The organism is Afipia sp. GW821-FHT04G03, assembly GCF_059419985.1.
Window position 1 is genome coordinate 43,618 of record NZ_JBWKSV010000002.1, and the last position, 22,976, is coordinate 66,593.

Genomic DNA, 22,976 nt, shown 5'->3' on the forward strand with positions numbered 1-22,976 from the left:
GACCGGACCAAGGCATGACATCGCGCGTATCGTGGAGTGTTGACGGAATCGAGCCATCGGTCCGCGAAAGGGCCGAAGCTTCTGCGCGCCGTGCCGGTATGTCCTTGGGAGATTGGCTGAATTCCGCAATCGGCAGCCCCGGTGCGGACCCCCGAAGAGCCGATCCCCGCGAGGCCCAGGACGTCGCCGAAATCCACAAGCGGCTGGATTCCATCGCCCGTCAGGTCGAACACATCTCGCGTGCACCGGGCGCCCCCAAGAGCGATCCCGCCGTCGCCCGGCAATTGAACGACGCCATTTCGCGGCTGGACGCCCGGCTGTCGCAGATTTCTGACGGCTCCCCCGCAAACGTTCCCTATCGCGCCGCATCAGCAGCGCGCACCGCCCCCAGTATGTCGGCGATGGATTTCTCGATTGCGGAAATCGTTGCGCGGCAGGGCGAACTCGACGGCATGCCCTCGCGCGCGGCGCGGATGCCGCCACCCTCTTTCATCAACCATGCGCCGCCAATGCAGCCGCAGGCCGATTTTTCCGGACTGGAGCGGCAGCTCTCGCAGATCACGAGTCAGATCGCGGCGCTGAACCGTCCCGACGGCATCGAGCAGTCGATCGCCGCTTTCCGCAGCGAACTGGCCGAAATCCGTCTCGCCATCACCGAAGCCTTGCCGCGCCGCGCGATCGAATCGCTGGAAGGCGAAATCCGCTCGCTGGGACGGCGCATCGACGAAACCCGCTCCAGCGGCATCGACTCAACGGCGCTGTCCGGGATCGAACGCGCGCTATCGGACATCTACAGCGAACTGCGCACGCTCAAGCCCGCCGAACAACTCGCTGGCTTCGACGATGCGATCCGCAATCTCGGCGGCAAGATCGACACCATCGTGCGATCCAGCCACGATCCCGCAACAGTTCCTCAGCTTGAAGACGCAATCGCCGCACTCCGGTCAATCGTGTCCAACGTCGCATCGAATGATGCGCTGAACGAACTCGCCGGCCACGTCCAGACGTTATCGATCAAGGTCGATCAACTCGCGCGCGCGGGCGGCAACGGCGACATCCTGTCCGCGCTCGAACAGCGCATCGCCGTGCTGACCACGGCGCTGGAGCAGCGCGACCGCCCGGCTGCCGGCGACACGATCTATTTCGACAACGCCGTCCGGACGATTTCGGACCGGCTCGATCATCTTCAGGTCGGCAATGACAGCGCATCCTCGCTGAGCCATGTCGAGCAGCGCGTGCACCATCTGCTTGAGCGGCTTGAGATGTCGGACTCGCGCGGCGGAAATCTTGCGCGGGTCGAGGAAGGCCTGTCCGACATTCTGCGCCATCTCGAGACCCAGCGCGTGTCCGGCGCAGCTGCGGATCAGGGATACCGCGCCGCCGCGCCGATGGATGGCGATCTGGTCGATACCATCAAGCGCGAACTGACCGATATCCGTTATAGTCAGTCGGAAACCAACCGGCACACGCAGGACTCGCTCGAAGCCGTTCACAACACGCTCGGCCATGTGGTCGATCGTCTCGCGCAGATCGAGGGCGACTTGCGCAGCGCGCGCGCCGCAGCCCCTGCCGCGCGCGAGATGCCGCGCGACATTCCGATGCCCGCGCCCGCCATGCGCGAGACCTCCGCGCCTGAATCGCCGCGCCCGGCTGCGTCCTTCATGCCGGTGCCGCGTCCGGAAATGCCGAATCCCGCTGCGGCACAGGCCCCAATCGCGCGTCTGCAAGCCACGCAGGCTGCCGCCGCAACTTCTCATATGCCTGCGGCGGCCATGACGTATGCGCAGGCCGATGCAGACGAACCCGCCGCTCAGGTGCGGCCACCGTCGCCGCCGCGCAGTCCGATCGATCCAAGTCTGCCGCCGGATCATCCGCTGGAGCCGGGCACCCGCCTGCAATCGGCGCGCGCTGGATCGTCTCCCTCCGAGCGCATCGCCGCGTCGGAAGTCGTCCTGAACGAGATTTCCACAAGCGCGCAGGCGCCCGTCAGTTCAACAAACTTCATTCAGGCCGCGCGCCGCGCCGCGCAGGCTGCCGCCGCAGCCCCTCCCGTGCCTGCCGGGCCCAAGGCAAATCGCGTCACCGCGCTCAACGATGCCGCGCGCAATGCCGCCAAGGTTGCGACCATCGGGGATTCCGGAATCTCCTCGAAGATCCGCGCGCTGCTGGTCGGCGCCAGCGTGGTCGTGATCGTGCTCGGCACGGTCAAGATGGGCATGAACCTTCTCAGCGGTCACGATAGCGCGAACCCATCGCTGCCTGCCGAGTCCAGCGTCAACCAGCCGGCGACACCGCCCGCAGGCGACAGCGGTCCGCGATCCGACATCGCGCCGCCCGCGATGCCCTCGATCACGTCGCCGACGCCGCTCGATCGTCAGTCGATGAATGCGCAGCCCCAGGTTCTCTCGGTCCCCGCCGCGGCGCCGTTTGAGCCGGTCGCCGCACCGGCGGCGGCTCCGGCTTTGCCCGATGTGACCGGATCCATCGCCAAGCCGAACGAGCGAATTTCGGTCACGATTCCTCCCGCAGCGAAGAGCAACGCCAAGGTCGCGCTCGTTCCGGTGGCGGACAAACTGCCCGAAGCCATCGGCGGCGCGGCGCTACGCACCGCGGCCAACAAGGGCGATCCGGGCGCGGCCTTCGAGATCGGCATCCGCTACGCAGAAGGGCGTGGCGTCGCCCCGGATTATGCAACGGCGGCGAAATGGTATGAACGCGCCGCCCAGGGCGGCGTGGTGCCCGCGACTTTCCGGCTGGGAACGCTTTACGAGAAAGGCCTCGGCCTCAAGAAGGATATCGAGACCGCACGTGGGTATTATCTGCAGGCCGCCGAGAAGGGCAGCGCCAAGGCGATGCACAATCTCGCGGTGCTCGATGCGGACGGCGGCGGCGTGGGACCGAACTACAAGAGCGCGTCGCAGTGGTTTCGCAAGGCTGCGGAACGGGGCGTCGCCGACAGCCAGTTCAACCTCGGGATTCTCTACGCGCGCGGCATCGGCGTCGAACAGAACCTCGCGGAGTCCTTCAAGTGGTTCAGCCTCGCCGCCGCCCAAGGTGATGCGGATTCCGGCCGCAAGCGTGACGATGTCGCCAAGCGGCTCGATCCTCAATCGCTCGCAGCCGCGAAGCTTGCGGTTCAGACCTTCACGCCCGAGCCGCAGCCCGACGAGGCCAACGCCGTGGGCGCTCCTGCCGGCGGATGGGATGCCGCGACAGCGCCGAAGCCTGCTGCCAAGCCGGCCGTCGGCAAAAGCGCGTCCCGCTAAGATCAGCCTTTTCGTTGTCCCTGGAAGCCGTAACGCGCGCGGTCCCGTCGTGGACCTCCCGCGTTAAGATTAACGCAGCTGATGTGTTCTGAAACCACATCACGCATTTTTCGGCGCCGCCCTCCGATTCTTTAACGCACCCGCGGACGATTTCAGTTAAGCAGAAGTGCGGCGCATGACCCCGCGTCGCGGCGAAATCCCTGCTGCGAGGGGTTTCCGGAGCATGATGCCGAAAAGCGTGAAGCGGTTTGCGGACCCCTCCATGCTTTAGCACCACAACCGGGGCCTCGCGCCAAAAATCAAGCGAACGCGCGCGTGCAACTTTTCCTTCCTGTCGCCGACATTCCGGTCAATGTCTTTCTCATCCTGGCGATGGGCGCGGCGGTCGGATTCGTGTCCGGCATGTTCGGCATCGGCGGCGGTTTCCTGATGACACCGCTGCTGATCTTCATCGGGATCGCACCTGCGGTCGCCGTCGCCTCGGTCTCCAGCCACATGGCGGCCTCATCGTTCTCCGGCGCGCTGTCCTATTGGCGCCGGCGCGCCATCGACCCGGCCCTGTCCCTGATCCTGCTTTGCGGGGGCGTCACCGGAACGGCGTTTGGCGTCTGGATCTTCGCGCTGCTGCGCTCCGTCGGCCAGCTCGATCTCATCATCGCGCTGTCTTACGTTGTGCTGCTGACCGCCGTCGGCACGCTGATGTTCCTGGAAGGATTCCGCGCCATCTTGCGCGCGCGCGGCGGCGACACGGCCATCAAGCGGCGGGCACGGGCGCAAGGCTGGATCCTCAGCCTGCCGCTGAAGATGCGCTTCAAGCGCTCCAAGATCTATCTGTCAGTAATCCCCGTCGTCGGGATCGGTTTTATCGTCGGCTTTCTCGGCGCCATCATGGGCGTCGGCGGCAGCTTTCTCCTGATTCCGATCATGATCTACATCCTTCGCGTACCGACTTCGACGGTGATCGGCACATCGATGGCGCTGACGCTGGTCACGATGGTGATCGCGACCGTGCTGCATTCGGTCACCAACCATCTGGTCGATGCAGTGCTGGCGCTGGTGCTGATGGTGGGCGGCGTGATCGGCGCGCAGTTCGGCGCGCGGGCCGGCCAACGCATCCGCGGCGAACATTTGCGCCTGCTGCTCGGGCTTCTGATTATGTCGGTCGGCATCCGCTTCGCCGTCGAACTGGTGATCCGACCGAACGAGCTCTATTCCATCCGCGAGCTTGGGGGCGGCGGATGATGAATCGCTCAACCCTCTATTCAGCCGCGCTGATGCTCGCCGTTGCTGCCAGCGGAACGGCGCGCGCCGAGAACCTGATCGTTTCGGTGTCCAACCACCGCGTCACCGTCACCCCGAACTATTCCGGCGAGGAGCTTGTGCTGTTCGGCTCGATCGAACGCGATGGCAAATCGCTGCCGACCGGAACCGGCTACGACATCGTCGTCACGGTCAGCGGACCGCGCGCCGACATGGTGACACGGCGCAAGGAGCGCAAGCTCGGTATCTGGATCAATGTCGACTCCCGCGAATTCATTCAGGTCCCTGCCTATCTCGGCATTTTCACCAACCGGCCCGTCGACAACATCGCATCTCCGGATGTGCGGCGGCGACAGCAAGTCGGACTGACCAGCATATCGCTGCCGCAACGCATGGGGCCGGATATCGCCAATACCGTCGCAAGCGACCCGTTCCGCTCCGCGTTCGTGCGGCTTCGCACCGATCACGGACTCTACCGGGAGGAAACCAGCGCGGTGACCTTCCTGACGCCGACCTTGTTCCGCACCGGGATTCCGCTGCCCGCCGAAGTGCCGATCGGCACTTACGACATCGACATCAAGCTGTTCGCGAACGGCGCGCTGGTGACCCGGACCGACACCGCATTTGAAATCGTCAAGGTCGGCTTCGAGCAATTCGTTGCCAACGCCGCGCGTCAGCACGGACTGCTCTACGGACTCGCAACCGCGCTGATGGCGATCATGACCGGCTGGCTCGCCTCGGTGGTCTTCCGCAGAGACTAAAGCAAAAATCCCGCGATCATCGCGATCACGCAGACCGCCATGACCGCGGTCGAGAGCCAGCCCAGCCAGTACAAGGGGCCCGCAATGATGAACTTGCTCATCACATCGCGGCGGCGCGCGAGAAACATCAGCAGCACCATGACCGGAACGGCGAGCACGCCGTTGATCACCGCGCTCCAGTACAGTGCTGAAATCGGGCTGATCGGTGTGAAGTTGAGCGCAATTCCGATGGCCGCCGAGAGCGCCAGCACCGAATAAAACGCCACCGCCTCGCCCGGCCTGCGGGCTAGACCGACCGTCCATCTGCGGCCTTCGCCGATGGCGTAGGCCGCAGAGCCAGCCAGCACCGGCACCGCGAGCAGGCCAGTGCCGATGATGCCCAGCGCAAAAATGAATTCCGCGAAATTACCCGCGATCGGCTTCAGCGCCTCGGCCGCCTGCGCGGAGGTTTCGATATTGGTCTTGCCGGTCGCATTCAGCGTTGCCGCCGCGATGATGATGATCGAAATCGCGATCAGGTTTGAGAACGCCATGCCGACAATCGTGTCGGCGCGAATGCGGCGAAATTCCTTCAGCGCGCCGTAATGTTTCTCGGCAAGCGGCTGCTTGTTGTGATCGACACGCTGGTCCTCGGCTTCCTGCGACGCCTGCCAGAAAAACAGATAGGGCGAGATCGTGGTGCCGAGTATAGCCACCAGCGTGGTCAGGAAAGCCGACGTCCACTGCACATGGGGGATGGCGATGCCGCGCAACGCATCGCCCCACGAGACCTTGGTCACAAGCAGTGCGGCGACATAGGCGAACAGACTGAGCGTCAGCCATTTCAGCACGGCGCTGTAGCGCTTGTAGTCAAGAAAAATTTGCGCCACGACCGAGGCGACACCGAACACCAGCACATAAAGAAATCCGGGGCCGCCGATCAGGAGCTTGAGCGCATCGCCCATCGCTGCGAGATCAGCCGCGATGTTGATGGTGTTGGCGACAAACAGCAGCGCCACGATGATGTTCAGCACCCAGGCCGGATAATGCCGGCAGACGTTGCCGGCGATGCCGCGTCCCGTAACACGGCCGACACGACCGGAAATTTCCTGAATGGCCACCATCAGCGGAAAGGTCAGCAGCATGGTCCAGCCGATGCCGTAGCCGAGTTGCGCGCCGGCCTGACTGTAGGTGCCGATGCCGGAAGGATCGTCGTCCGATGCGCCGGTGATGAGGCCCGGACCGAGCTTCTTCAGCATTCCACGCAGGCTGAAAGGTTCTGATTGCTTGTCTTTCGGCGCGGCCGGCTCCCGCTCCAGTTTCTTTCGATGATCGATTTTGTGATGTGTCATGCCCGTGCCCTGCCGCGGCTGACAACGGCCCCGGTGCGCCCCGGTTCCCTACGAGGCGCACTGCCTTGTCCTGTCAAGCGCGCAGCGACGACGGACGCGTGACGAGGTAGATGCCGAGCGCGACCGGAACGAGGCCGAGAACATCCGCCAGCGAGACATGCTCTCCGATCAGGAGCCAGCCGAACAGTACACCGAGCGGCGGCATCAGGAAATGATAGGAGCTTGCCGCGGTTGCGCCCATCACCCGGATCAGATGCTGCCACAACAGATAGCCGACGATGGAACCGAGCACGGTGAGATAACCCAGCGACGCCAGCAGTTTCCAGCTCGGCACGATCTCGGCGACGCTTTCGAACGAGAACGCGAACGGGATCAGCATCAGCCCGCCGGCGACGTTCTGCACCGCGTTGCCGATCAGCATCCCGCCCTGCGGCGCGAGCTTCTTGTAGAGAATGGTGCCCGCGACGATCGAGAGCAGCGCGCAGAATGTGAAAATTAGACCTGACGCGCTGTCCTGGCCGGTGCCAGTGGACAGGCGATGCACGACGATGAAGCCGACACCGCCAACGCCGAGCACAAGGCCGATGACCTTTTGCAACGTCAACCGCTCGCTGAGAAACATGGCCGCGAGCACGGCGGTCAACACCGGGTTAGCGCTGACCACCAGCGTGCCGAGCCCGGCGGAGACCGTGCGCAATCCGACATAGCCGAAGCCGAGATACATCGCGTTGTTGGCGATGCCGATGACGGCGAAGGCCAGAAGATCGCGCTTGGTCAAACTGATTTCACCGGGCTTCAGCGCCGCGAGCCCCAGCATTACGGCACCGGCCAGCAGAAAGCGCACCATCAGCAACAGCAACGGCGGACAATCCGTGAGCGCCACCTTGGCGACGGCGAAAGACAGGCTCCAGACCACGCAAAACAGGGCGATCTGGAACGGCAGCCAGTTGCTGCGGGCGGCCGGAGCGGACAATGGAACGGCGATGGACATGGAAAGTCTCCTTCGCCACCCGAAATAGGCCTGACATTGTCATTTGGAAATTAAATGATAAAATCGACATCAGTGGATATATAAATAGGTGCGGCCATGCTCGATCTCGAACTCCTGCGCAGCTTCGTCTCGGTGGTGGATTCCGGCGGCTTCACCCGCGCCGGCGAGCGGGTCCACCGCACCCAGTCTACCGTGAGCCAGCAGATCAAACGACTGGAAGACGATTTCGGTCGTGTGCTGCTCAACCGGTCCGGCAAGACGGTGACAGCGACCGAGGACGGCGAGCGCCTGCTGTCTTATGCCCGGCGGATTCTCGCGCTGGCGGAAGAAGCACGCGACGTTCTCGCCCGGCCAGAATCGGAAGGCGCGGTGCGGCTCGGCATTCCCGAGGACTTCGCCGCCTATCGGCTCCCGCAACTCCTGGGAAATTTCGCACGTGCGCGGCCCGGCCTGCGGCTCGATGTCCGCGCCGATCAGAGCAAATATCTGCGCCGCGATCTCGAACGCGGCGACATCGATCTCGCGCTCATCAAGCGCGACGCCGGAGAGAAAGGCGGCATCGCGGTGTGGCCGGAACGCGTTCACTGGGTGACCAGCAAGAAGAATCCGATCGACGCGAAGGCGCAGTCTCTCCCGCTGGTGTTCTTCGCGATCGGATGTCTCTACCGGACGCGCGCGATCCACGCGATCGAAGCCGGCGGACGCAACTGGCACATGGCCTATACCAGTTCCAGCCTGTCCGGCATTCAGGCCGCGGTCGCCGCCGGGCTTGGGCTCAGCATCTTGCCAGAAATCGCTATTCAGGCCGATCATCGCGTGCTGACGGCGAAGGACGGATTCGCACCCATCGACAAGACAGAGGTCGCACTGATGGCATCGCCCGATGCCAGCCCAGCTACACTGCGGCTTGCCGAGAAGCTCGCGGAATTTTGCAGTCAGGTGCAGGCCAAGGCCGCATAAAGCTAATAGCAGCGCGACGCCGCGATGCTGTGAACGCGGCGATCGCCGAGCACATGGGCCGTGAAGGCCATCGTCTGGAAGATCGCCGCGAAGGCTACATCGCGAATGCTCAGGCCACCGGTATAGGCGCCGAACGCCGGCATCACCGCGCGCTCGCCGTCGCTGGCGAAACACCTTCGCTCCACCGAACGTCCGCGCGTCGAAACCCGTGCCTTCGGATGCAGGTGCCCTGCGATTTCACCGATGGCCCCCGTGGGCTCATGGCGAAATACAATGGGGCCGATGGCGACTTCGTCCGCGACCACACCACCGAGATCGCGCGGCAGTGCCGGATCGTGATTGCCGGAAATCCAGATCCAGTCGCGACGCGCCTGCAAGGCCGACAGCGCCTCGCGATCATCCGGCGACAACCGCGCGTGAGCCTCGCGGTCATGGAAGCTGTCACCGAGCGCTATCACCGTGCGGGGATCGTGGCGCGCGATCACCGCACTCAGGCGTGCGAGCGTCGCCGCGGTGTCGAACGGCGGCAGCAGCACGCCCCGCATGGCAAAGCTGGAACCCTTTTCGAGATGCAGGTCCGAGACGATCAGAAGCCGCTCGTCTTCCCAGAAGAGCGCGCCGGCAAGATCGGCGGCAAAGGTGACGCCCGCGACAGTGACGGCTGGAATTCGATCTGTCGCCTGCGCCGCCTGCATCTCGCATCAGTCCTGATCGGGCGACATCGCCTCTTTCACGAGTTCGTCGGCGGCTTCCGCCAGCAACTCGTCGGAGGCTTCGCCATAAACCTGTTCGCGTCCGATTTCCAGCATCACCGGCACGGCCAAAGGCGAAACCCGGTCGAGTTCCTTGTGGGTGATTCGCCCCTTGATGCGGATCAGCATATCGCTGAGTCGGCGAATATCCAGCAGGCCGGTTGCGGCATCCGCCCGCGCCGCGCGGAGCAGCACATGGTCGGGCTGATGCTTGCGCAGGACATCGTAGACGAGATCGGTCGAGAACAGCACCTGCCGCCGCGACTTCTCCTCGCCGGTGAAACGCCGCGCGATCAGCCCGGAGATCACGGCACAGGTGCGGAACGTGCGCTTCATCAGCGCCGACTCCGCAAGCCACGCCTCGAGATCGTCGCCCAGCATGTCGGGATCGAACAGTGCATCCAGATCGAGGCGGCCGTTCCGGATCATCGACGACATGTCGCCGAGCGACCACACCGCCAGCGCATACTCATTAGCGACAAAGCCGAGCGGCTTCGCCCGTCCACGCTCCAGCCGCCGGGTCAGCAACATGCCGAGCGTCTGATGCGCAAGACGGCCTTCGAACGGATAGCAGACGAGATAATGCTTGTCGGCGCGCGGAAACGTTTCGACCACGAGTTCGCGCGGCCCCGGCACGCGGGAGAAAGCCGCCTGCAATGACAGCCATTCGCGCACCTGATCCGGCAGGCCTTTCCACGCAGGCGGATCGGCCAACAACAGACGCACGCGCTCGGCAAGATATGTGGACAGCGGAAACTTGCCGCCGGCATAGGACGGCACTTTCGCGTTGGCGTCGTTGCTGCGCGAAACATAAACCTCGTCCTCCATCAGCGCCTCGTAGCGCACGACCTCGCCGCCGAACACGAAGGTGTCGCCGGGCACCAGACCCTCGATGAAATATTCCTCGATCTGCCCGAGCATCCGCCCGCCCCGCGCGATGGCGCCCGTCGATCCTGAACCCTTGCTTCGACCCCGCACCAGCTTCACCTTCAGCATCGGCTCTTCGACGATGGTGCCGACGTTGAGCCGATAGCTCTGGCGCACGCGCGGATTGGTGACGCGCCACCTGCCGTCCTTGTCCTGCTTGATCTTCGCGAAGCGCTCGTAGCTTTTCAGCGCGTAACCGCCGGTGGCGACGAAATCGATCACGTCGTCGAAATCCTTGCGCGCCAAATCCGCATAGGGCGCAGCGCTTCTGACCTCGTCATAAAGCGCATCGGCCAGGAACGGCTCACCGCAGGCGCGCCCGAGCACATGCTGCGCCAGCACGTCGAGCGAACCGGCGCGCTGCGGCGGCGTATCCTGCGCGTTCTCCGCCACAGCATCGATGGCGGCCCGGCATTCCAGCACTTCAAAGCGATTCGCCGGAACCATGACCGCGCGCGAAGGCTCGTCGAGGCGGTGATTGGCGCGGCCGATCCGCTGCATCAAACGTGACGCGCCTTTCGGCGCGCCGACATTGATGACCAGATCGATGTCGCCCCAGTCGATGCCCAAATCCAGCGACGACGTGCAGACCACGCCGCGCAGCTTGCCTGCGGCCATCGCGTCCTCAACCTTGCGACGCTGCGCGACATCGAGCGAGCCGTGATGCAGCGCGATCGCAAGGCCGTCCTCGTTGATGCGCCACAAATCCTGAAACAACATCTCCGCCTGCGCGCGGGTGTTGACGAACATCAGCGAGGTCTTGTTGGCCTTGACCAGATCGTAAATCTCATTGAGCGCATGGCGCGCCATGTGACCGGCCCACGGCAGCCGCTCTTTGGTGTCGAGCATCTCGACAATGGGCGCGGCTCCGGCATCGGCGATCACAAGATCGGCCATGCGTTCCGTGCCACTCGATTGCAGCATCAGATAGCGGCGCAGGTCGTCCGGCACCGCAACAGTCGCCGACAGGCCCACCGTGGTCGCCTGCGGCGCGAGCCGCCACAGCCGGGCGAGCCCCAGCGACAGGAGATCGCCGCGCTTCGAGGTCACCAGCGCGTGCAGTTCGTCAAGCACAATGCGCTTGAGGCTCGACAACAGATACGGTGCGTCGTCAGACGACAGCAGCAAGGCGAGTTGCTCCGGCGTCGTCAGAAGAATGTCCGGCGGATACTTGCGCTGACGCTGACGCCGCGACACCGGCGTGTCCCCGGTGCGGGTCTCGACCCGGACCGGCAGTTTCATGTCGGCGATAGGACGCTCAAGGTTGCGCGCGATGTCGACCGCGAGCGCCTTCAGCGGCGAGATGTAGAGCGTATGCAAGCCGCTGCTGCGCGTCACACCGCGCCCTGTGGAGACGGTCTTCGGGCTCAGCCGCGACGTTGGCGCACCCAGTTCCACCAGCGTCGGCAAAAATCCGGCCAGCGTCTTGCCCGCGCCGGTCGGCGCGATCAGCAGCGCCGAACGATCGTCCCGCGCTTTCGCCAGGAGATCGAGCTGATGGACTCGCGGCGACCATCCCCGCGCCGCAAACCAGCGCAGGAAATTTTCTGGCAGCAGCTCAGGCGATACCGGGGTTTTGGTGTCCACGGCCTAGAGCTAAGCCGTCTTTCGCCCTCGGTCGAGGGCGGAGAACGACGGCTGCGAGCGCCGCGCTTACTTCGCGCGCTACCCGGCTGAGGGAGCCGATATTGCTGCTCTGCTCAAGAGAAAGCGATGATACGCATCAATGCATCGCTGCCCCGACAAAATGGCAGACACCAACACCAAAGTTCCAAATGTTTATAAAGTGTTAGTGAATTTTATGCCGCGCGATGTGGCTCATGGGTGACAGCCGAAGCAGCGATCGGGGTGTAACTATGAATGATCGAAGTTGGACGTCTTGGGGTGTCATGAAAAAAATTCTGGTCGCAGCAACACTCATCGGAACCACGGTCGCCGCGCAGGCCGCTGATCTTCCTGCCAAGGCGCCCTATTACAAAGCACCGGTTGCTCAGGTCTACAATTGGACCGGCTTTTATCTCGGCGTGAACGCAGGCGTCGGCATCGGGCGCAGCAACACCAACCTCATCGATCCTGTCGGCGGTACGGTTGAGTCGTCCCGCCTGGGTGGCATGGGCGCGCTCGGCGGCGGACAGATCGGCTACAATTGGCAATACGGGAACCTGCTCGGTTTCAGCAATGTCGTGCTCGGCCTTGAAGCCGACATCCAGGGATCAGGCCTCCGCGATAACCGCACCTGTCTGGGCGCTGGTGACTGCGTTCTCGCCGGCACCCAATTCGACCAGAAACTCGGCTGGTTCGGCACCGTGCGCGGCCGTGTCGGTCTCGCGACCGGACCTGTGCTCAGCTACTTCACGGGCGGCTTTGCCTATGGCGGCGCCGACACCGCAGCCAGTATCATCGGAGCGCCGGGACTGTCGTCCAGCACAAGCAACACCCTGACAGGCTGGACCATCGGCAGCGGCGTCGAAGCCGCACTGGGCGGCAACTGGACCGGCAAGATCGAATATCTGTATCTCGATCTCGGCAACCAGAGCGGCGGCGTCCCGGGCGTCTATGCCTACGGTTCCGATATCCGCGAACATATTTTCCGCGTCGGCCTGAACTATCGCATCGGTGGCACCAGCCTTTATGCTGCCGCCCCGGCTGCCAACTGGGCCGGTCTCTACGGCGGTCTGAATGCCGGCGGCGCAACGGCTCTGAATCGTAGTTCTTTGGCTGGCCCCGGTGCTCTCGAGAGATTCAACCTGAGCCCGGACGGCCTCATGGGTGGCGTTCAGGTCGGCTACAATTTCCAGGCCGCGAATTGGGTCTATGGCCTGGAAGCCGATTTCCAGGGATCGACCCAGCAGGACAACCGCGCTTGCGTGGCGAGCTGTTCGGCGGCGGGCATTGCGGTCTATGACCAGAAGATGCAGTGGCTCGGCACGGTTCGTGGCCGCCTCGGTTACTCGGTCGGAGACAGCCTGTTCTACGCCACCGGCGGTCTCGCCTACGGCAACGTCAAAACCCGCATTCAGGCAGGCGGCGGCGGCTTTGCGGACGTGACCTTCGACAAGACCAGAACCGGTTATGCCGTTGGCGGCGGCGTTGAATCGCCATTCGATTTGTTCGGCCTGTTCGGCCGGAACTGGACCTCGAAGACTGAATATCTGTTCGTCGATCTCGGCCGCGCGACGGATACCTTTACGGTTGGCGGAGCTGATTTCGCGACAACCAGCAAGGTGCAGGAGCACATCTTCCGCACCGGCCTGAACTATCACTTCAATTCGCCTGTGGTTGCGAAGTACTGATCGCAACATCCCTCATGACGAAAAACCCCGGCGCAAAACGCCGGGGTTTTTTGTTGGTGGAATGCCCTGCCGGAACGATCAGGTCTTGCTCGCCGTCACGACCAGACCCGGCACATTTTCTCCTGCCTCGGTGCGGGTGGACGCGGACGTGATCGCACACATCGTTAGGCCCACGCCCAGGACCGCCCTGCGCAAATAGTCCGCGCCGTGCGCGTAGCGCAGCCCACGGCCGAGAATGACGCCATCGCCCGCGTGCGTCTCCACCGTGAAGGCCAGCAGGCCATTCGGCCTCAGCACGCGCTCTGCTTCTAGCAACAGCGGCTCAAGCTGCGGCACATAGACAAAGGCATCGGCCGCCATGACAAGATCGACGCTGGTCGCACCCTCGGCCTGCAGACCTTGCAGCATGTCGGTGACATCCAGCCGCGCATAAAGGCCGGTGGCGCGCGCACGTTCGATCATTCCGGGCGAAAGATCAATGCCGATGAACTCATCCACCAGCGAGGCGAATTCCTGCGCCGCAAGCCCGGTCCCGCATCCGAGATCGATCGCGCGTTTGAAATACACCGGCAGCTTTGCCGCATGGCGCGCAGCCAGCACGGCTTTCAGCAACACCTGCGGGCCGCAGTAATCCAGATCCTGCACCAGCGTCTTGTCGAACCTTGGTGCGTACTGATCGAACAGCGCGCGGACATAGCCGGGTGGCATGGAGGAGACTTCTTCCGCGCCGAGCCGCATCAGGCGCAGCTTGGCGCCGTGCCGGTCATCGCTATCGGCCTCGCACGCATGGTTATACGCGACAATCGCCTCGTCCCACGCACCAAGTTGTTCGCGTAAATCGCCGAGCGCGAACCATGCCGACGCAAATCGCGGCTCGAGTTCAATCGCCTGCTCCATCAGCTCCGCCGCAGCGGCGAGATCGCCCCGCAGCATCAGGTCGCGTCCGAAATCGAACCGCCGGTCGGCGATCAGGTTTCCCGAAGACAGGAACAAGGACGCGGGCATGGACTTGATATGAACCTTCAGGAGAGAGCCTCGCGGGATTTACCAGACTCCAACGGACTTATGGAGTGACTATATAGCGCGGATGGTAAGGCAGATGCGCCCCCAAGACATCCTGATGCCCGTCGCCGCCGGCCTGTGCTGCAAGCCCGGCGGCTTTCATATCGACCCGGTGCGGCCGGTCGAGCGGGCGCTTATTACCCATGGCCATTCCGACCACGCCCGCCCCGGCCACGGCGCGGTGCTGGCCACGCAAGAAACCCTCGATATGATGCGGCTGCGCTATGGCGACAATTTCGCGGGCAGCACGCAAGCCATCGCCTACGGCGAAACGCTCAAGGTCGGCGGCGTCACCGTGACGTTTTATCCGGCCGGCCATGTGCTCGGGTCAGCACAGATCGCGGTGACCCACGGCAAAACCAAGATCGTCGCCTCGGGCGACTACAAGGACGCGACCGATCCAACCTGCGCACCGTTCGAGGTGGTCCCCTGCGACGTATTCATCACCGAAGCGACGTTTGGATTACCTGTCTTTCGCCATGGGGACGCTGCGGGCGAGATTGCGAAGCTGCTGGCATCCGTCGCGCTGTTTCCGGAACGCGCGCATCTGGTCGGGGCCTATTCGCTCGGCAAGGCGCAGCGCGTGATCGCCCTCATCCGCGCAGCCGGCTACGACGCGCCGATCTACCTGCATGGCGCGATGGAGAAGATCACGCGTTACTACGAGAGCCGCGGCATTCCGCTGGGTGATCTGCGAATGGCGAAGGGCATGAAGAAAGCCGACCTCGCCGGCACCATCACGCTCGCGCCGCCCTCGGCCATCACCGATATCTGGACGCGGCGATTTCCCGATCCGGTTGCGGCATTTGCATCAGGCTGGATGCGGGTGCGGGCCCGCGCGCGGCAAAAGGGCATCGAGTTGCCGCTGGTGATTTCCGATCACGCCGACTGGGACGGACTGTGCGCGACCATCGACGCGACCGGGGCGGGCGAGGTCTGGGTGACGCATGGGCAGGAAGACGCGCTGGTGCACTGGTGCCAGTCGAAGGGTTTAAAGGCACGGCCGCTTGCCCTGGTCGGCTATGGCGATGAAGACGAAGAGGCCGTGGCGGCCGACGAGGCATCGCCGTCATGAACCGGTTTGCGCAACTGCTTGATCGCCTGGCCTACGAGCCCGGCCGCAACAACAAGCTGCGCCTGATCACGAACTACTTTCGCGAGGTGCCGGACCCCGATCGCGGCTGGGCGCTCGCGGCATTGACCGGCGCGTTGTCGTTCCGCCACGCCAAGGCGGGATTGATCCGCGACCTGATCGCCGCGCGCACCGATCCGGAACTGTTCGCACTGTCCTACGATTACGTCGGCGATTTGTCGGAGACTGTCGCCCTGATGTGGCCTGCCAACCAGCGCGCCACCAATTCCCCGCCGCCACCGACGCTGACCGACGTGGTCACCACCTTCAACACGCTGGGCAAGACGGAAATCCCGGCGCAGCTGGTGCGCTGGCTCGACGAGCTTGATGAAACGGGACGGTGGGCGTTGCTGAAGCTTGTTACCGGCGGTTTGCGCATCGGCGTCTCGGCGCGGCTGGCGAAAACTGCCGCTGCGGCACTCGGCGGCAAGGATGCGCACGATGTCGAACTGATCTGGCCGGGGCTCGCGCCGCCGTATCTCGACCTGTTCGCGTGGCTCGAGGGCCGCGCAGACAAACCCGTCAATCTCGATCCCGCGCCGTTCCGTCCGGTGATGCTGGCGCACGCCATCGAAGACTCAGACTTCGCCAATCTTGCGCCGGAGGATTTCACGGCAGAATGGAAATGGGACGGCATCCGCGTGCAGGCGGTGAGCGGACGCGACGAGAACGATCACATCGTGACACGGCTTTATTCACGCACAGGCGAGGACATCACCAGGAGCTTTCCCGATCTGGTGCCGTCGCTGAGATTGCCCGGCGCGCTCGACGGCGAGTTGCTGGTGCTGCGCGACGGCCGGGTACAGACGTTCAATGTCCTGCAACAGCGCCTCAACCGGAAATCCGTGACGCCGAAGCTGATGAAGGATTATCCGATCCATCTGCGCGCCTACGATCTGCTCAGCGACGGCGCCAACGACCTGCGCGCGCTGACATTCACCGAGCGTCGCGTGAAACTGGAACATTTTATTGCGCAGCTTGGCGATCCCCGTATCGATCTCTCGCCGCAAGTTTCTTTCAAGACATGGGAGGATCTCGCCGCCGCACGCGCCGACCCGGCGAGTGCCGGAGCAGGAGAGGATTCGGAAGCTGTCGAGGGCGTGATGCTGAAACGCCGCGATGCCGCCTATCTGCCGGGCCGTCCGAAGGGCCAGTGGTGGAAATGGAAACGTGATCCGCACATCATCGACGCGGTGCTGATGTATGCCCAGCGCGGCCACGGCAAGCGCTCGTCGTATTACTCCGACTACACGTTCGGCGTCTGGACCAAAGGCGACGACGGCGATCAGCTCGTCCCCGTGGGCAAGGCCTATTTTGGCTTCACCGATGAGGAGTTGATTCAAATCGACCGCTTCATCCGCCGTCACACCACCGAAAAATTCGGCCCGGTGCGTCATGTGGTGCATGAACCGGATCAAGGGCTGGTGTTCGAGGTGGCGTTCGAGGGGTTGGCGCGTTCCGCGCGGCACAAGTCCGGTGTTGCCATGCGATTTCCCCGCATCAGCCGTTTGCGCTGGGACAAACCGCCGCGCGACGCCGACCGGCTGGAGACACTTGAACGAATGTTAATCTCCGAGGCGAAAATTCCGTCTGTCGCAGCCGTCGATAACCATTGACGCAGCGCAGACAGTTCCCATGTGGCGTGCTAGTGTGGGCGCCGCGCACACGACCATTCAGGAGACGACGATGCCGGACGACGTGAGGGAATTGCCAGCCAGAAACGACGACACCCTGTCGCGCTTTCTCGGCGGTTCGCCGCTGGCGGTGCTGGTGCGGCTGGTATTGCTGTCGCTGCTCGTCGGCGTGGTGCTCGCCGCGATCGGCTTCGATCCGTGGAATATCGTCTACAGCATTCGCCGGCTGGTCGACTGGATCTGGAATCTCGGCTTCGACGCCATCAACGGCCTGTGGCGCTACTTCCTGCTGGGCGCGGTGATTGTAATCCCGGTCTGGCTGATCTCGCGGCTGTTCAACACCAATCGGCCGCGCTGATTGAGGGACGCCGCTAAAGTCACGACCGCGCAGGTTTTCAGCATCGCCGGACCGGCGATGCTGGCCAACCTGACGACTCCACTCCTTGGTGTCGTCGCGACAGCCTCTATCGGAAGACTGGGTGAACCCGCGCTACTCGGCGGCGTGGCCGTGGCATCGGTCGTTTTCGATTGCCTGTTCTGGCTGTTCGGATTCCTCCGCATGGGCACCGTCGCGTTTACCGCGCAAGCTTTGGGCGCGCGGGACGATGCGGAAATTCGCGCGACCTTGTTCCGCGCCATCATTATCGCGACAGCCATCGGCCTGTTCCTGATTGCCGTCCACAAGCCGCTGGGCGCTATCGCTTTCTCGTTGATGGGCGGCAGCGAACCGGTGACCGCCGCGGCTCGCGAATACTTCGCAATCCGGCTGTGGTCTGCACCGCTCGCGCTCTGCAATTATGTCCTTCTGGGCTGGTTCGTCGGTCAGGCGCGCGCGAAAACCGCGCTGGCGCTGCAAATCCTGATCAACGTTGCAAACATCATCGTGACAGTCTGGCTGGTGCTTGTACTGAACAAGGGAATCGCAGGCGCGGCGATTGCCGCGATACTGGCCGAAACCATCGGATTTGTCGTGGGCGCGGCGCTGGCCTGGCGCCTGCTCGGCCGCATGTTCGACATCAGCGTTGAGCGGCTTTTCGACCGCGAGCGGCTTTTGCACATGTTCGCGGTGAACCGCGACATTCTCATCCGCACGGCAGCCCTCATTGCGGCGTTTCTGTTCTTCACCTCACAAGGCGCGCGCGCCGGCGATAACGTGCTGGCGGCGAATGCCGTGCTCAATAATTTTCTTCTCATCAGCGCATTCTTTCTCGACGGGATCGCAAATGCCGCCGAGCAAATCTGCGGACGCACTTATGGCCAGCGCAACCGCGAAGGTTTCCTGACCGCGACCAAACTCGTGATCTTGTGGGGCTCGGTTTTCGCGCTCGCCGTCGCAGCCGCGTATTTCGTCTTTGGATCGGCCTTGATCGAGGTCATGACATCGAATCTCGAGATTCAGCGCCTGGCAAACGACTATCTCGTCTTTGTGGTTCTCGCGCCGATCCTCGGCGTGTTCGCATTCGCCTATGACGGCATTTTCATCGGCGCAACCTGGGCGCGCGACATGCGCAATCTCATGCTGCTGTCGCTGGTGATCTTTCTTGCGGCGTGGGCGCTGACACGTCCGCTGGGCAACGCTGGCCTCTGGATTGCGCTGCTCGTTCACTACGTCGCGCGTGGCGGCCTGCAGGCGCTGCGCTATCCGGCGCTGCTGAAGGCTTCGTTCGGCGACCGCGCCCTCACTCCGGCCACGGCTCTGCGGTGATGGTCGCGGCATCCGCGCCGACGATTTCGGAAAGACTGTCGCGCCCGGTTCGCCGCAGCGTGGACAGGAGATCCGCCTTGATGTCCTCGACCAGCCCGAGCCCCTTGTAGATCAGCGACGAGTAAAGCTGAATCAGACTGGCCCCCGCGCGGATCTTCATCAGCGCGGCCCCTCCGGAATCGATGCCGCCGACGCCGATCAGCGGGAAGGCGCCTTCCGCCCGCACATAGGTTTCCGCCACCATGCGTGTGGACAGCTTTAACAGTGGCCGTCCCGACAATCCGCCCTGCTCTTTCGCACGCGCCTGCTCGCGCAGCGACGCCGGCCGCGATAGCGTGGTGTTGGCGACGATCATGCCATCGACACGCCGCGAACGGGCGATGTGCACCACGTCGTCAAGCTCCTGCAACGTCAGATCCGGCGCGATCTTCAACAGCAGCGGCGAATCGCCGGCGTTCTTGCGTACCCGCTCGCGCGCATCGACCACCCGCGCCAGCAGATCGTCCAGCGCGGCGGCCTGTTGCAGGTTGCGCAAACCCGGCGTGTTGGGCGACGACACATTGACGGTGAAATAGCTCGCCACCGGCGCAAACAGTTCGATCAGCCGGACATAATCGGCTGTGCGATCCACCGCATCCTTGTTGGCGCCGATGTTGACGCCGACGATGCCGCCGAGACGCGCCCGCGCGGCAAGCCTGCGCAGCACGGCTTCCGCGCCGTCATTGTTGAAACCCATGCGGTTGATGACGCCGGAATCCTGCTCCAGACGAAACAGCCGCGGACGCGGATTGCCTGCCTGCGGTTTCGGCGTCACCGAGCCGATCTCCACAAAGCCGAACCCCAGCCGCAGCAGCGCGTCGGGCGCTTCAGCGTTCTTGTCGAAACCCGCGGCCATGCCGACAGGATTGGGGAAATTCAGGCCGAAGGCGCGTACTGCGAGCTTGGGATCATCAGCGCGGGGCTTCGCGGGCGGCAGGAACCGCAAACCGCCGACCGCCAATCGATGAGCGTCCTCCGGATCGAGCCGGCGCAGCAACGGCAATGTGAGGGCGTCGAAGGCGCGGATCACGGGACAAGCTCCGGAATATCGTGCGAACCGTCGGACCGGGCGCGCAGGTCGAAAATCTGCGTCACGGCGCCAAGATCAAGTTCGCCGTAGAGATGCGGAAACAATTCGCCCCCGCGCGAAGGCTCCCATTTCAACGCGTCGCCGAGCGCATCGGCGTCGATGGCAATCAGGAAAAGCCCGGTCTGCCCCACGAAATGTTTGGCGACCGTCCCTGCAACCTGCGAGGCCGTCGAGAAATGGATGAACCCGTCACGCCGGTCGTCGGCGCTTCCGCGAAAGGTGCCTTGGCGTTCGGCCTCGCGCCAGGCCGAGGCCGGACAGACTTTATAGATCGTGGACACAGCGATCGATTCTCGTGAATTATTGATTTCTTTGGGCTTTTCCGGAGGCTTGCCGAACGCCCGGCAGACCGTATCGGCGCACTCCAGTCACTTCAAGGCCGGTATTCAGGGAACAGCACCCGATTGCAGAAGCCGTCGATTCGAGGTAATAATTCCTAGAATCTGATCAAATTCACTGCCCCGGTCCGGTCGGCTGGGCCACTCTCCGGCCACACCCATGCTTACTCACGATCAAATCTGGAATGCGCTGGATCGCCTCGCCGAACGCGCGGGGTTGTCGGCCTCCGCACTGGCGAAACGCGCCGGGCTCGACCCGACAACCTTCAACAAATCGAAACGCGTCACACCGGACGGGCGCGAGCGCTGGCCATCGACTGAATCTGTGGCGAAGGCGCTGGCGGCAACCGGCACGACGGTCGACATCTTCGTGCAACTGATCGAGGACACCGCCCGTGCCGTGCAGGCCGTGCCGCTGCTGGGATTCGCCGAAGCCGGCACCGGCGGTTATTTCGACGATGGCGGCTTTCCCGTCGGCAAGGGCTGGGACGAGGTCGGGCTTCCGTCCGTCAATGACGAGCACGCCTATGCGCTGGAAATTTCAGGCGATTCGATGAAGCCGGCCTATCGCGACGGCGACGTCATCATCGTCTCGCCGGGCTCGCCAATCCGGCGCGGCGACCGCGTAGTCGTCAAGACCAAGGACGGCGAGGTCACGGTCAAGGAACTGAAACGGCGGACCGCGAAAGTGATCGAGTTGCAGTCGCTCAATCCGGCGCACAAGGACCGCGTCATCGACGCCAAGAACGTCGAGTGGATCGCGCGCATCGTCTGGGCGAGCCAGTAAGTTATCCAGCTCGCTTCAGCGCCGCGTCGATCATCGCGATGGCATTCGCGATACCATAGACCGCGACGAACGATCCGAAGCGCGGGCCTTTCTCCTGGCCCAGCAGCACCTGATAGAGCATGTTGAACCAGTCGAGCGACACGCCCGGACGGCCATCCTTGCCCTTCTTGACCTGATCGAGAAACGGCTCGCGCCGGCCGATTTCATAGACCACGTTCTGGATATCCTCGGCGGATGCCTCCGGCGGCAACTGCGCGAGCGCGTTGCGCAGATCGGTCAAGGCCGCTCGCTCGCTGTCGGACGGCTCGCGGAACTTCTTCGTCGGAGCCACGAAGTCGCGATAATAATTGATCGCATAGCCGACCATGGCATCGAGTTTCGGATGAGTCTGCGGCGTCACACCCGGACGATAGCGTCCGATGAAGCCCCACAGCGTTTCGGCATTCTCCGCGTTGGACGACGACACCAGCGTCAGCAGCAACTGGAACGTGACCGGCATGTCGGCGAGCGGCGGCTGCCCGGCGTGAATGTGCCAGACCGGATTGCTCAGGCGCTGCTTGCCGTCCTGGCGCGGATAACCGTCGATGAACTGCTGATAGTCGTCGACATTGCGCGGGATCACATCGAAATACAGCCGCTTCGCCGCCTTCGGCTCGCGGTACATGAACAGCGACAGCGATTCCGGCGAGGCGTAACGCAGCCACTCGTCGATGGTGAGGCCGTTGCCCTTCGACTTGGAAATCTTCTGGCCCTTGTCGTCGAGAAACAGCTCGTAATTGAATCCTTCCGGCGGCGTGCCGCCAAGCGCCGAGCATATCTTCCCAGACAGCTTCACCGAGTCGATCAGATCCTTGCCCGCCATTTCATAATCGACGCCGAGCGCAACCCAGCGCATCGCCCAGTCCGGCTTCCACTGCAACTTGCAGTGCCCGCCGGTGACCGGAACGGTGACACGCTCTTGGGTGTCGGGGTCATCATAGGACACCGTGCCGGCCTTGGCGTCATGCGCGACGATCGGCACCTGAAGCACGATACCGGTGCGCGGCGAGATCGGCAGGAATGGTGAATAACTTGCGGCACGCTCCTCGCGCAGCGATGGCAGCATGATCGCCATCACCTTGTCGATGTTCTCCAGCATCTTCAGCAGCGTCGCGTCGAAACGGCCTGACTTGTAGTATTGCGTCGAGCTGGCGAATTCGTATTCAAAGCCGAAGGTGTCGAGAAACGCGCGCAGCCGCGCGTTGTTGTGTTCGCCGAAGCTCGGATGCGTGCCGAACGGATCGCGCACCTGTGTCAGCGGCTTGCCGAGGTCCTGCGCGAGCAGCTCCTTGTTCGGCACATTATCCGGAACCTTGCGCAGCCCGTCCATGTCGTCCGAGAACGCCAGCAGCTTGGTCTTGATCTTGTCGTCGGTGAGCACGCGAAACGCATGACGCACCATGGTGGTGCGCGCCACCTCGCCGAAGGTGCCGATATGCGGCAGCCCCGATGGGCCATAGCCGGTCTCGAACAGCACTTCGTCCTTCGGCTTTTTCTTCAACCGCGCGACAATCTGCTTCGCCTGTTCGAACGGCCAGGCATTGGATTGTTCGGCAAGAGCGCGCAGGTCGCTCGCGGTTGCAGGCATTTCAATCGACATCAAGGGTCT

Annotated in this window: 18 protein-coding genes; 10 read left to right on the top strand and 8 right to left on the bottom strand. The window is 63.5% G+C overall.

Going from position 1 to position 22,976, the window contains the following annotated elements:
- Positions 1 to 14 precede the first annotated feature (14 nt).
- From AC07UB_RS09490 to AC07UB_RS09500, 3 genes are all read left to right on the top strand, one after another.
- On the top strand, positions 15 to 3,266 hold the full coding sequence (locus AC07UB_RS09490) for a tetratricopeptide repeat protein (protein ID WP_492791716.1): 3,252 nt from the start codon (positions 15 to 17) through the stop codon (positions 3,264 to 3,266).
- A 315-nt stretch (positions 3,267 to 3,581) separates the two neighbouring features.
- Positions 3,582 to 4,508 carry a sulfite exporter TauE/SafE family protein gene (locus AC07UB_RS09495; RefSeq protein ID WP_492791715.1) on the top strand — a complete coding sequence of 309 codons (927 nt, stop codon included), beginning with the start codon at positions 3,582 to 3,584 and terminating at the stop codon, positions 4,506 to 4,508.
- Positions 4,508 to 5,287 (top strand): TIGR02186 family protein, encoded by a 780-nt coding sequence (locus tag AC07UB_RS09500; protein ID WP_492792759.1) that lies wholly within the window; start codon positions 4,508 to 4,510, stop codon positions 5,285 to 5,287. The genes AC07UB_RS09495 and AC07UB_RS09500 overlap by 1 nt, the downstream gene beginning before the upstream one ends.
- Here AC07UB_RS09500 and AC07UB_RS09505 read toward each other — a convergent pair.
- Positions 5,284 to 6,618, bottom strand: a complete 1,335-nt coding sequence (locus AC07UB_RS09505; protein WP_492791714.1) for an Nramp family divalent metal transporter — start codon at positions 6,616 to 6,618, stop codon at positions 5,284 to 5,286. The genes AC07UB_RS09500 and AC07UB_RS09505 overlap by 4 nt on opposite strands.
- Before the next feature lie 73 nt (positions 6,619 to 6,691).
- A complete protein-coding gene (locus AC07UB_RS09510) occupies positions 6,692 to 7,609 on the bottom strand; it encodes a DMT family transporter (RefSeq protein ID WP_492791713.1) in 918 nt (305 codons plus the stop codon).
- A 96-nt stretch (positions 7,610 to 7,705) separates the two neighbouring features.
- Here AC07UB_RS09510 and AC07UB_RS09515 point away from each other — a divergent pair, with 96 nt between their 5' ends.
- Complete coding sequence (locus AC07UB_RS09515) at positions 7,706 to 8,569, top strand: LysR substrate-binding domain-containing protein (protein ID WP_492791712.1); 864 nt, start codon at positions 7,706 to 7,708, stop codon at positions 8,567 to 8,569.
- Positions 8,570 to 8,571: 2 nt separating this feature from the next.
- On the opposite strand, the gene pdeM is transcribed toward AC07UB_RS09515, so the two are convergent.
- Together pdeM and AC07UB_RS09525 are read right to left on the bottom strand one after the other, a co-directional pair.
- Positions 8,572 to 9,264: a ligase-associated DNA damage response endonuclease PdeM gene (pdeM, locus tag AC07UB_RS09520; protein WP_492791711.1), complete on the bottom strand. Its 693-nt coding sequence runs from the start codon at positions 9,262 to 9,264 to the stop codon at positions 8,572 to 8,574.
- 6 nt (positions 9,265 to 9,270) lie between these two features.
- Positions 9,271 to 11,835: a ligase-associated DNA damage response DEXH box helicase gene (locus AC07UB_RS09525; protein WP_492791710.1), complete on the bottom strand. Its 2,565-nt coding sequence runs from the start codon at positions 11,833 to 11,835 to the stop codon at positions 9,271 to 9,273.
- Between the two features lie 302 nt (positions 11,836 to 12,137).
- On the opposite strand from AC07UB_RS09525, the gene AC07UB_RS09530 reads away from it, so the two are divergent.
- Entirely contained in the window at positions 12,138 to 13,541 is a 1,404-nt protein-coding gene (locus AC07UB_RS09530) for an outer membrane protein (protein WP_492791709.1), read from the top strand.
- 78 nt (positions 13,542 to 13,619) lie between these two features.
- On the opposite strand, the gene AC07UB_RS09535 is transcribed toward AC07UB_RS09530, so the two are convergent.
- Positions 13,620 to 14,546 carry a class I SAM-dependent DNA methyltransferase gene (locus tag AC07UB_RS09535; RefSeq protein WP_492791708.1) on the bottom strand — a complete coding sequence of 309 codons (927 nt, stop codon included), beginning with the start codon at positions 14,544 to 14,546 and terminating at the stop codon, positions 13,620 to 13,622.
- Between the two features lie 94 nt (positions 14,547 to 14,640).
- On the opposite strand from AC07UB_RS09535, the gene AC07UB_RS09540 reads away from it, so the two are divergent.
- From AC07UB_RS09540 to AC07UB_RS09555, 4 genes are all read left to right on the top strand, one after another.
- On the top strand, positions 14,641 to 15,678 hold the full coding sequence (locus AC07UB_RS09540; protein ID WP_494652759.1) for a ligase-associated DNA damage response exonuclease: 1,038 nt from the start codon (positions 14,641 to 14,643) through the stop codon (positions 15,676 to 15,678).
- Complete coding sequence (locus AC07UB_RS09545) at positions 15,675 to 17,351, top strand: cisplatin damage response ATP-dependent DNA ligase (RefSeq protein WP_492791706.1); 1,677 nt, start codon at positions 15,675 to 15,677, stop codon at positions 17,349 to 17,351. The genes AC07UB_RS09540 and AC07UB_RS09545 overlap by 4 nt, the downstream gene beginning before the upstream one ends.
- Positions 17,352 to 17,421: 70 nt before the next feature.
- Positions 17,422 to 17,727: a DUF6460 domain-containing protein gene (locus AC07UB_RS09550; protein WP_492792758.1), complete on the top strand. Its 306-nt coding sequence runs from the start codon at positions 17,422 to 17,424 to the stop codon at positions 17,725 to 17,727.
- A gap of 57 nt (positions 17,728 to 17,784) precedes the next feature.
- Positions 17,785 to 19,074, top strand: a complete 1,290-nt coding sequence (locus AC07UB_RS09555) for an MATE family efflux transporter (RefSeq protein WP_492792757.1) — start codon at positions 17,785 to 17,787, stop codon at positions 19,072 to 19,074.
- Here the strand turns inward: AC07UB_RS09555 and AC07UB_RS09560 are convergent.
- Both AC07UB_RS09560 and AC07UB_RS09565 read right to left on the bottom strand, forming a co-directional pair.
- On the bottom strand, positions 19,049 to 20,143 hold the full coding sequence (locus tag AC07UB_RS09560; protein WP_492791705.1) for a quinone-dependent dihydroorotate dehydrogenase: 1,095 nt from the start codon (positions 20,141 to 20,143) through the stop codon (positions 19,049 to 19,051). The genes AC07UB_RS09555 and AC07UB_RS09560 overlap by 26 nt on opposite strands.
- Complete coding sequence (locus tag AC07UB_RS09565) at positions 20,140 to 20,484, bottom strand: DUF952 domain-containing protein (RefSeq protein WP_492791704.1); 345 nt, start codon at positions 20,482 to 20,484, stop codon at positions 20,140 to 20,142. The genes AC07UB_RS09560 and AC07UB_RS09565 overlap by 4 nt, the downstream gene beginning before the upstream one ends.
- 217 nt (positions 20,485 to 20,701) lie before the next feature.
- Between AC07UB_RS09565 and AC07UB_RS09570 the strand changes: the two genes are divergently transcribed.
- Positions 20,702 to 21,328 carry a S24 family peptidase gene (locus tag AC07UB_RS09570; RefSeq protein WP_492791703.1) on the top strand — a complete coding sequence of 209 codons (627 nt, stop codon included), beginning with the start codon at positions 20,702 to 20,704 and terminating at the stop codon, positions 21,326 to 21,328.
- Between the two features lies 1 nt (position 21,329).
- Here the strand turns inward: AC07UB_RS09570 and AC07UB_RS09575 are convergent, their stop codons facing one another.
- Positions 21,330 to 22,967, bottom strand: coding sequence for a lysine--tRNA ligase (locus AC07UB_RS09575; RefSeq protein WP_492791702.1), 1,638 nt, complete (start codon positions 22,965 to 22,967; stop codon positions 21,330 to 21,332).
- Between the last annotated feature and the right edge of the window lie 9 nt (positions 22,968 to 22,976).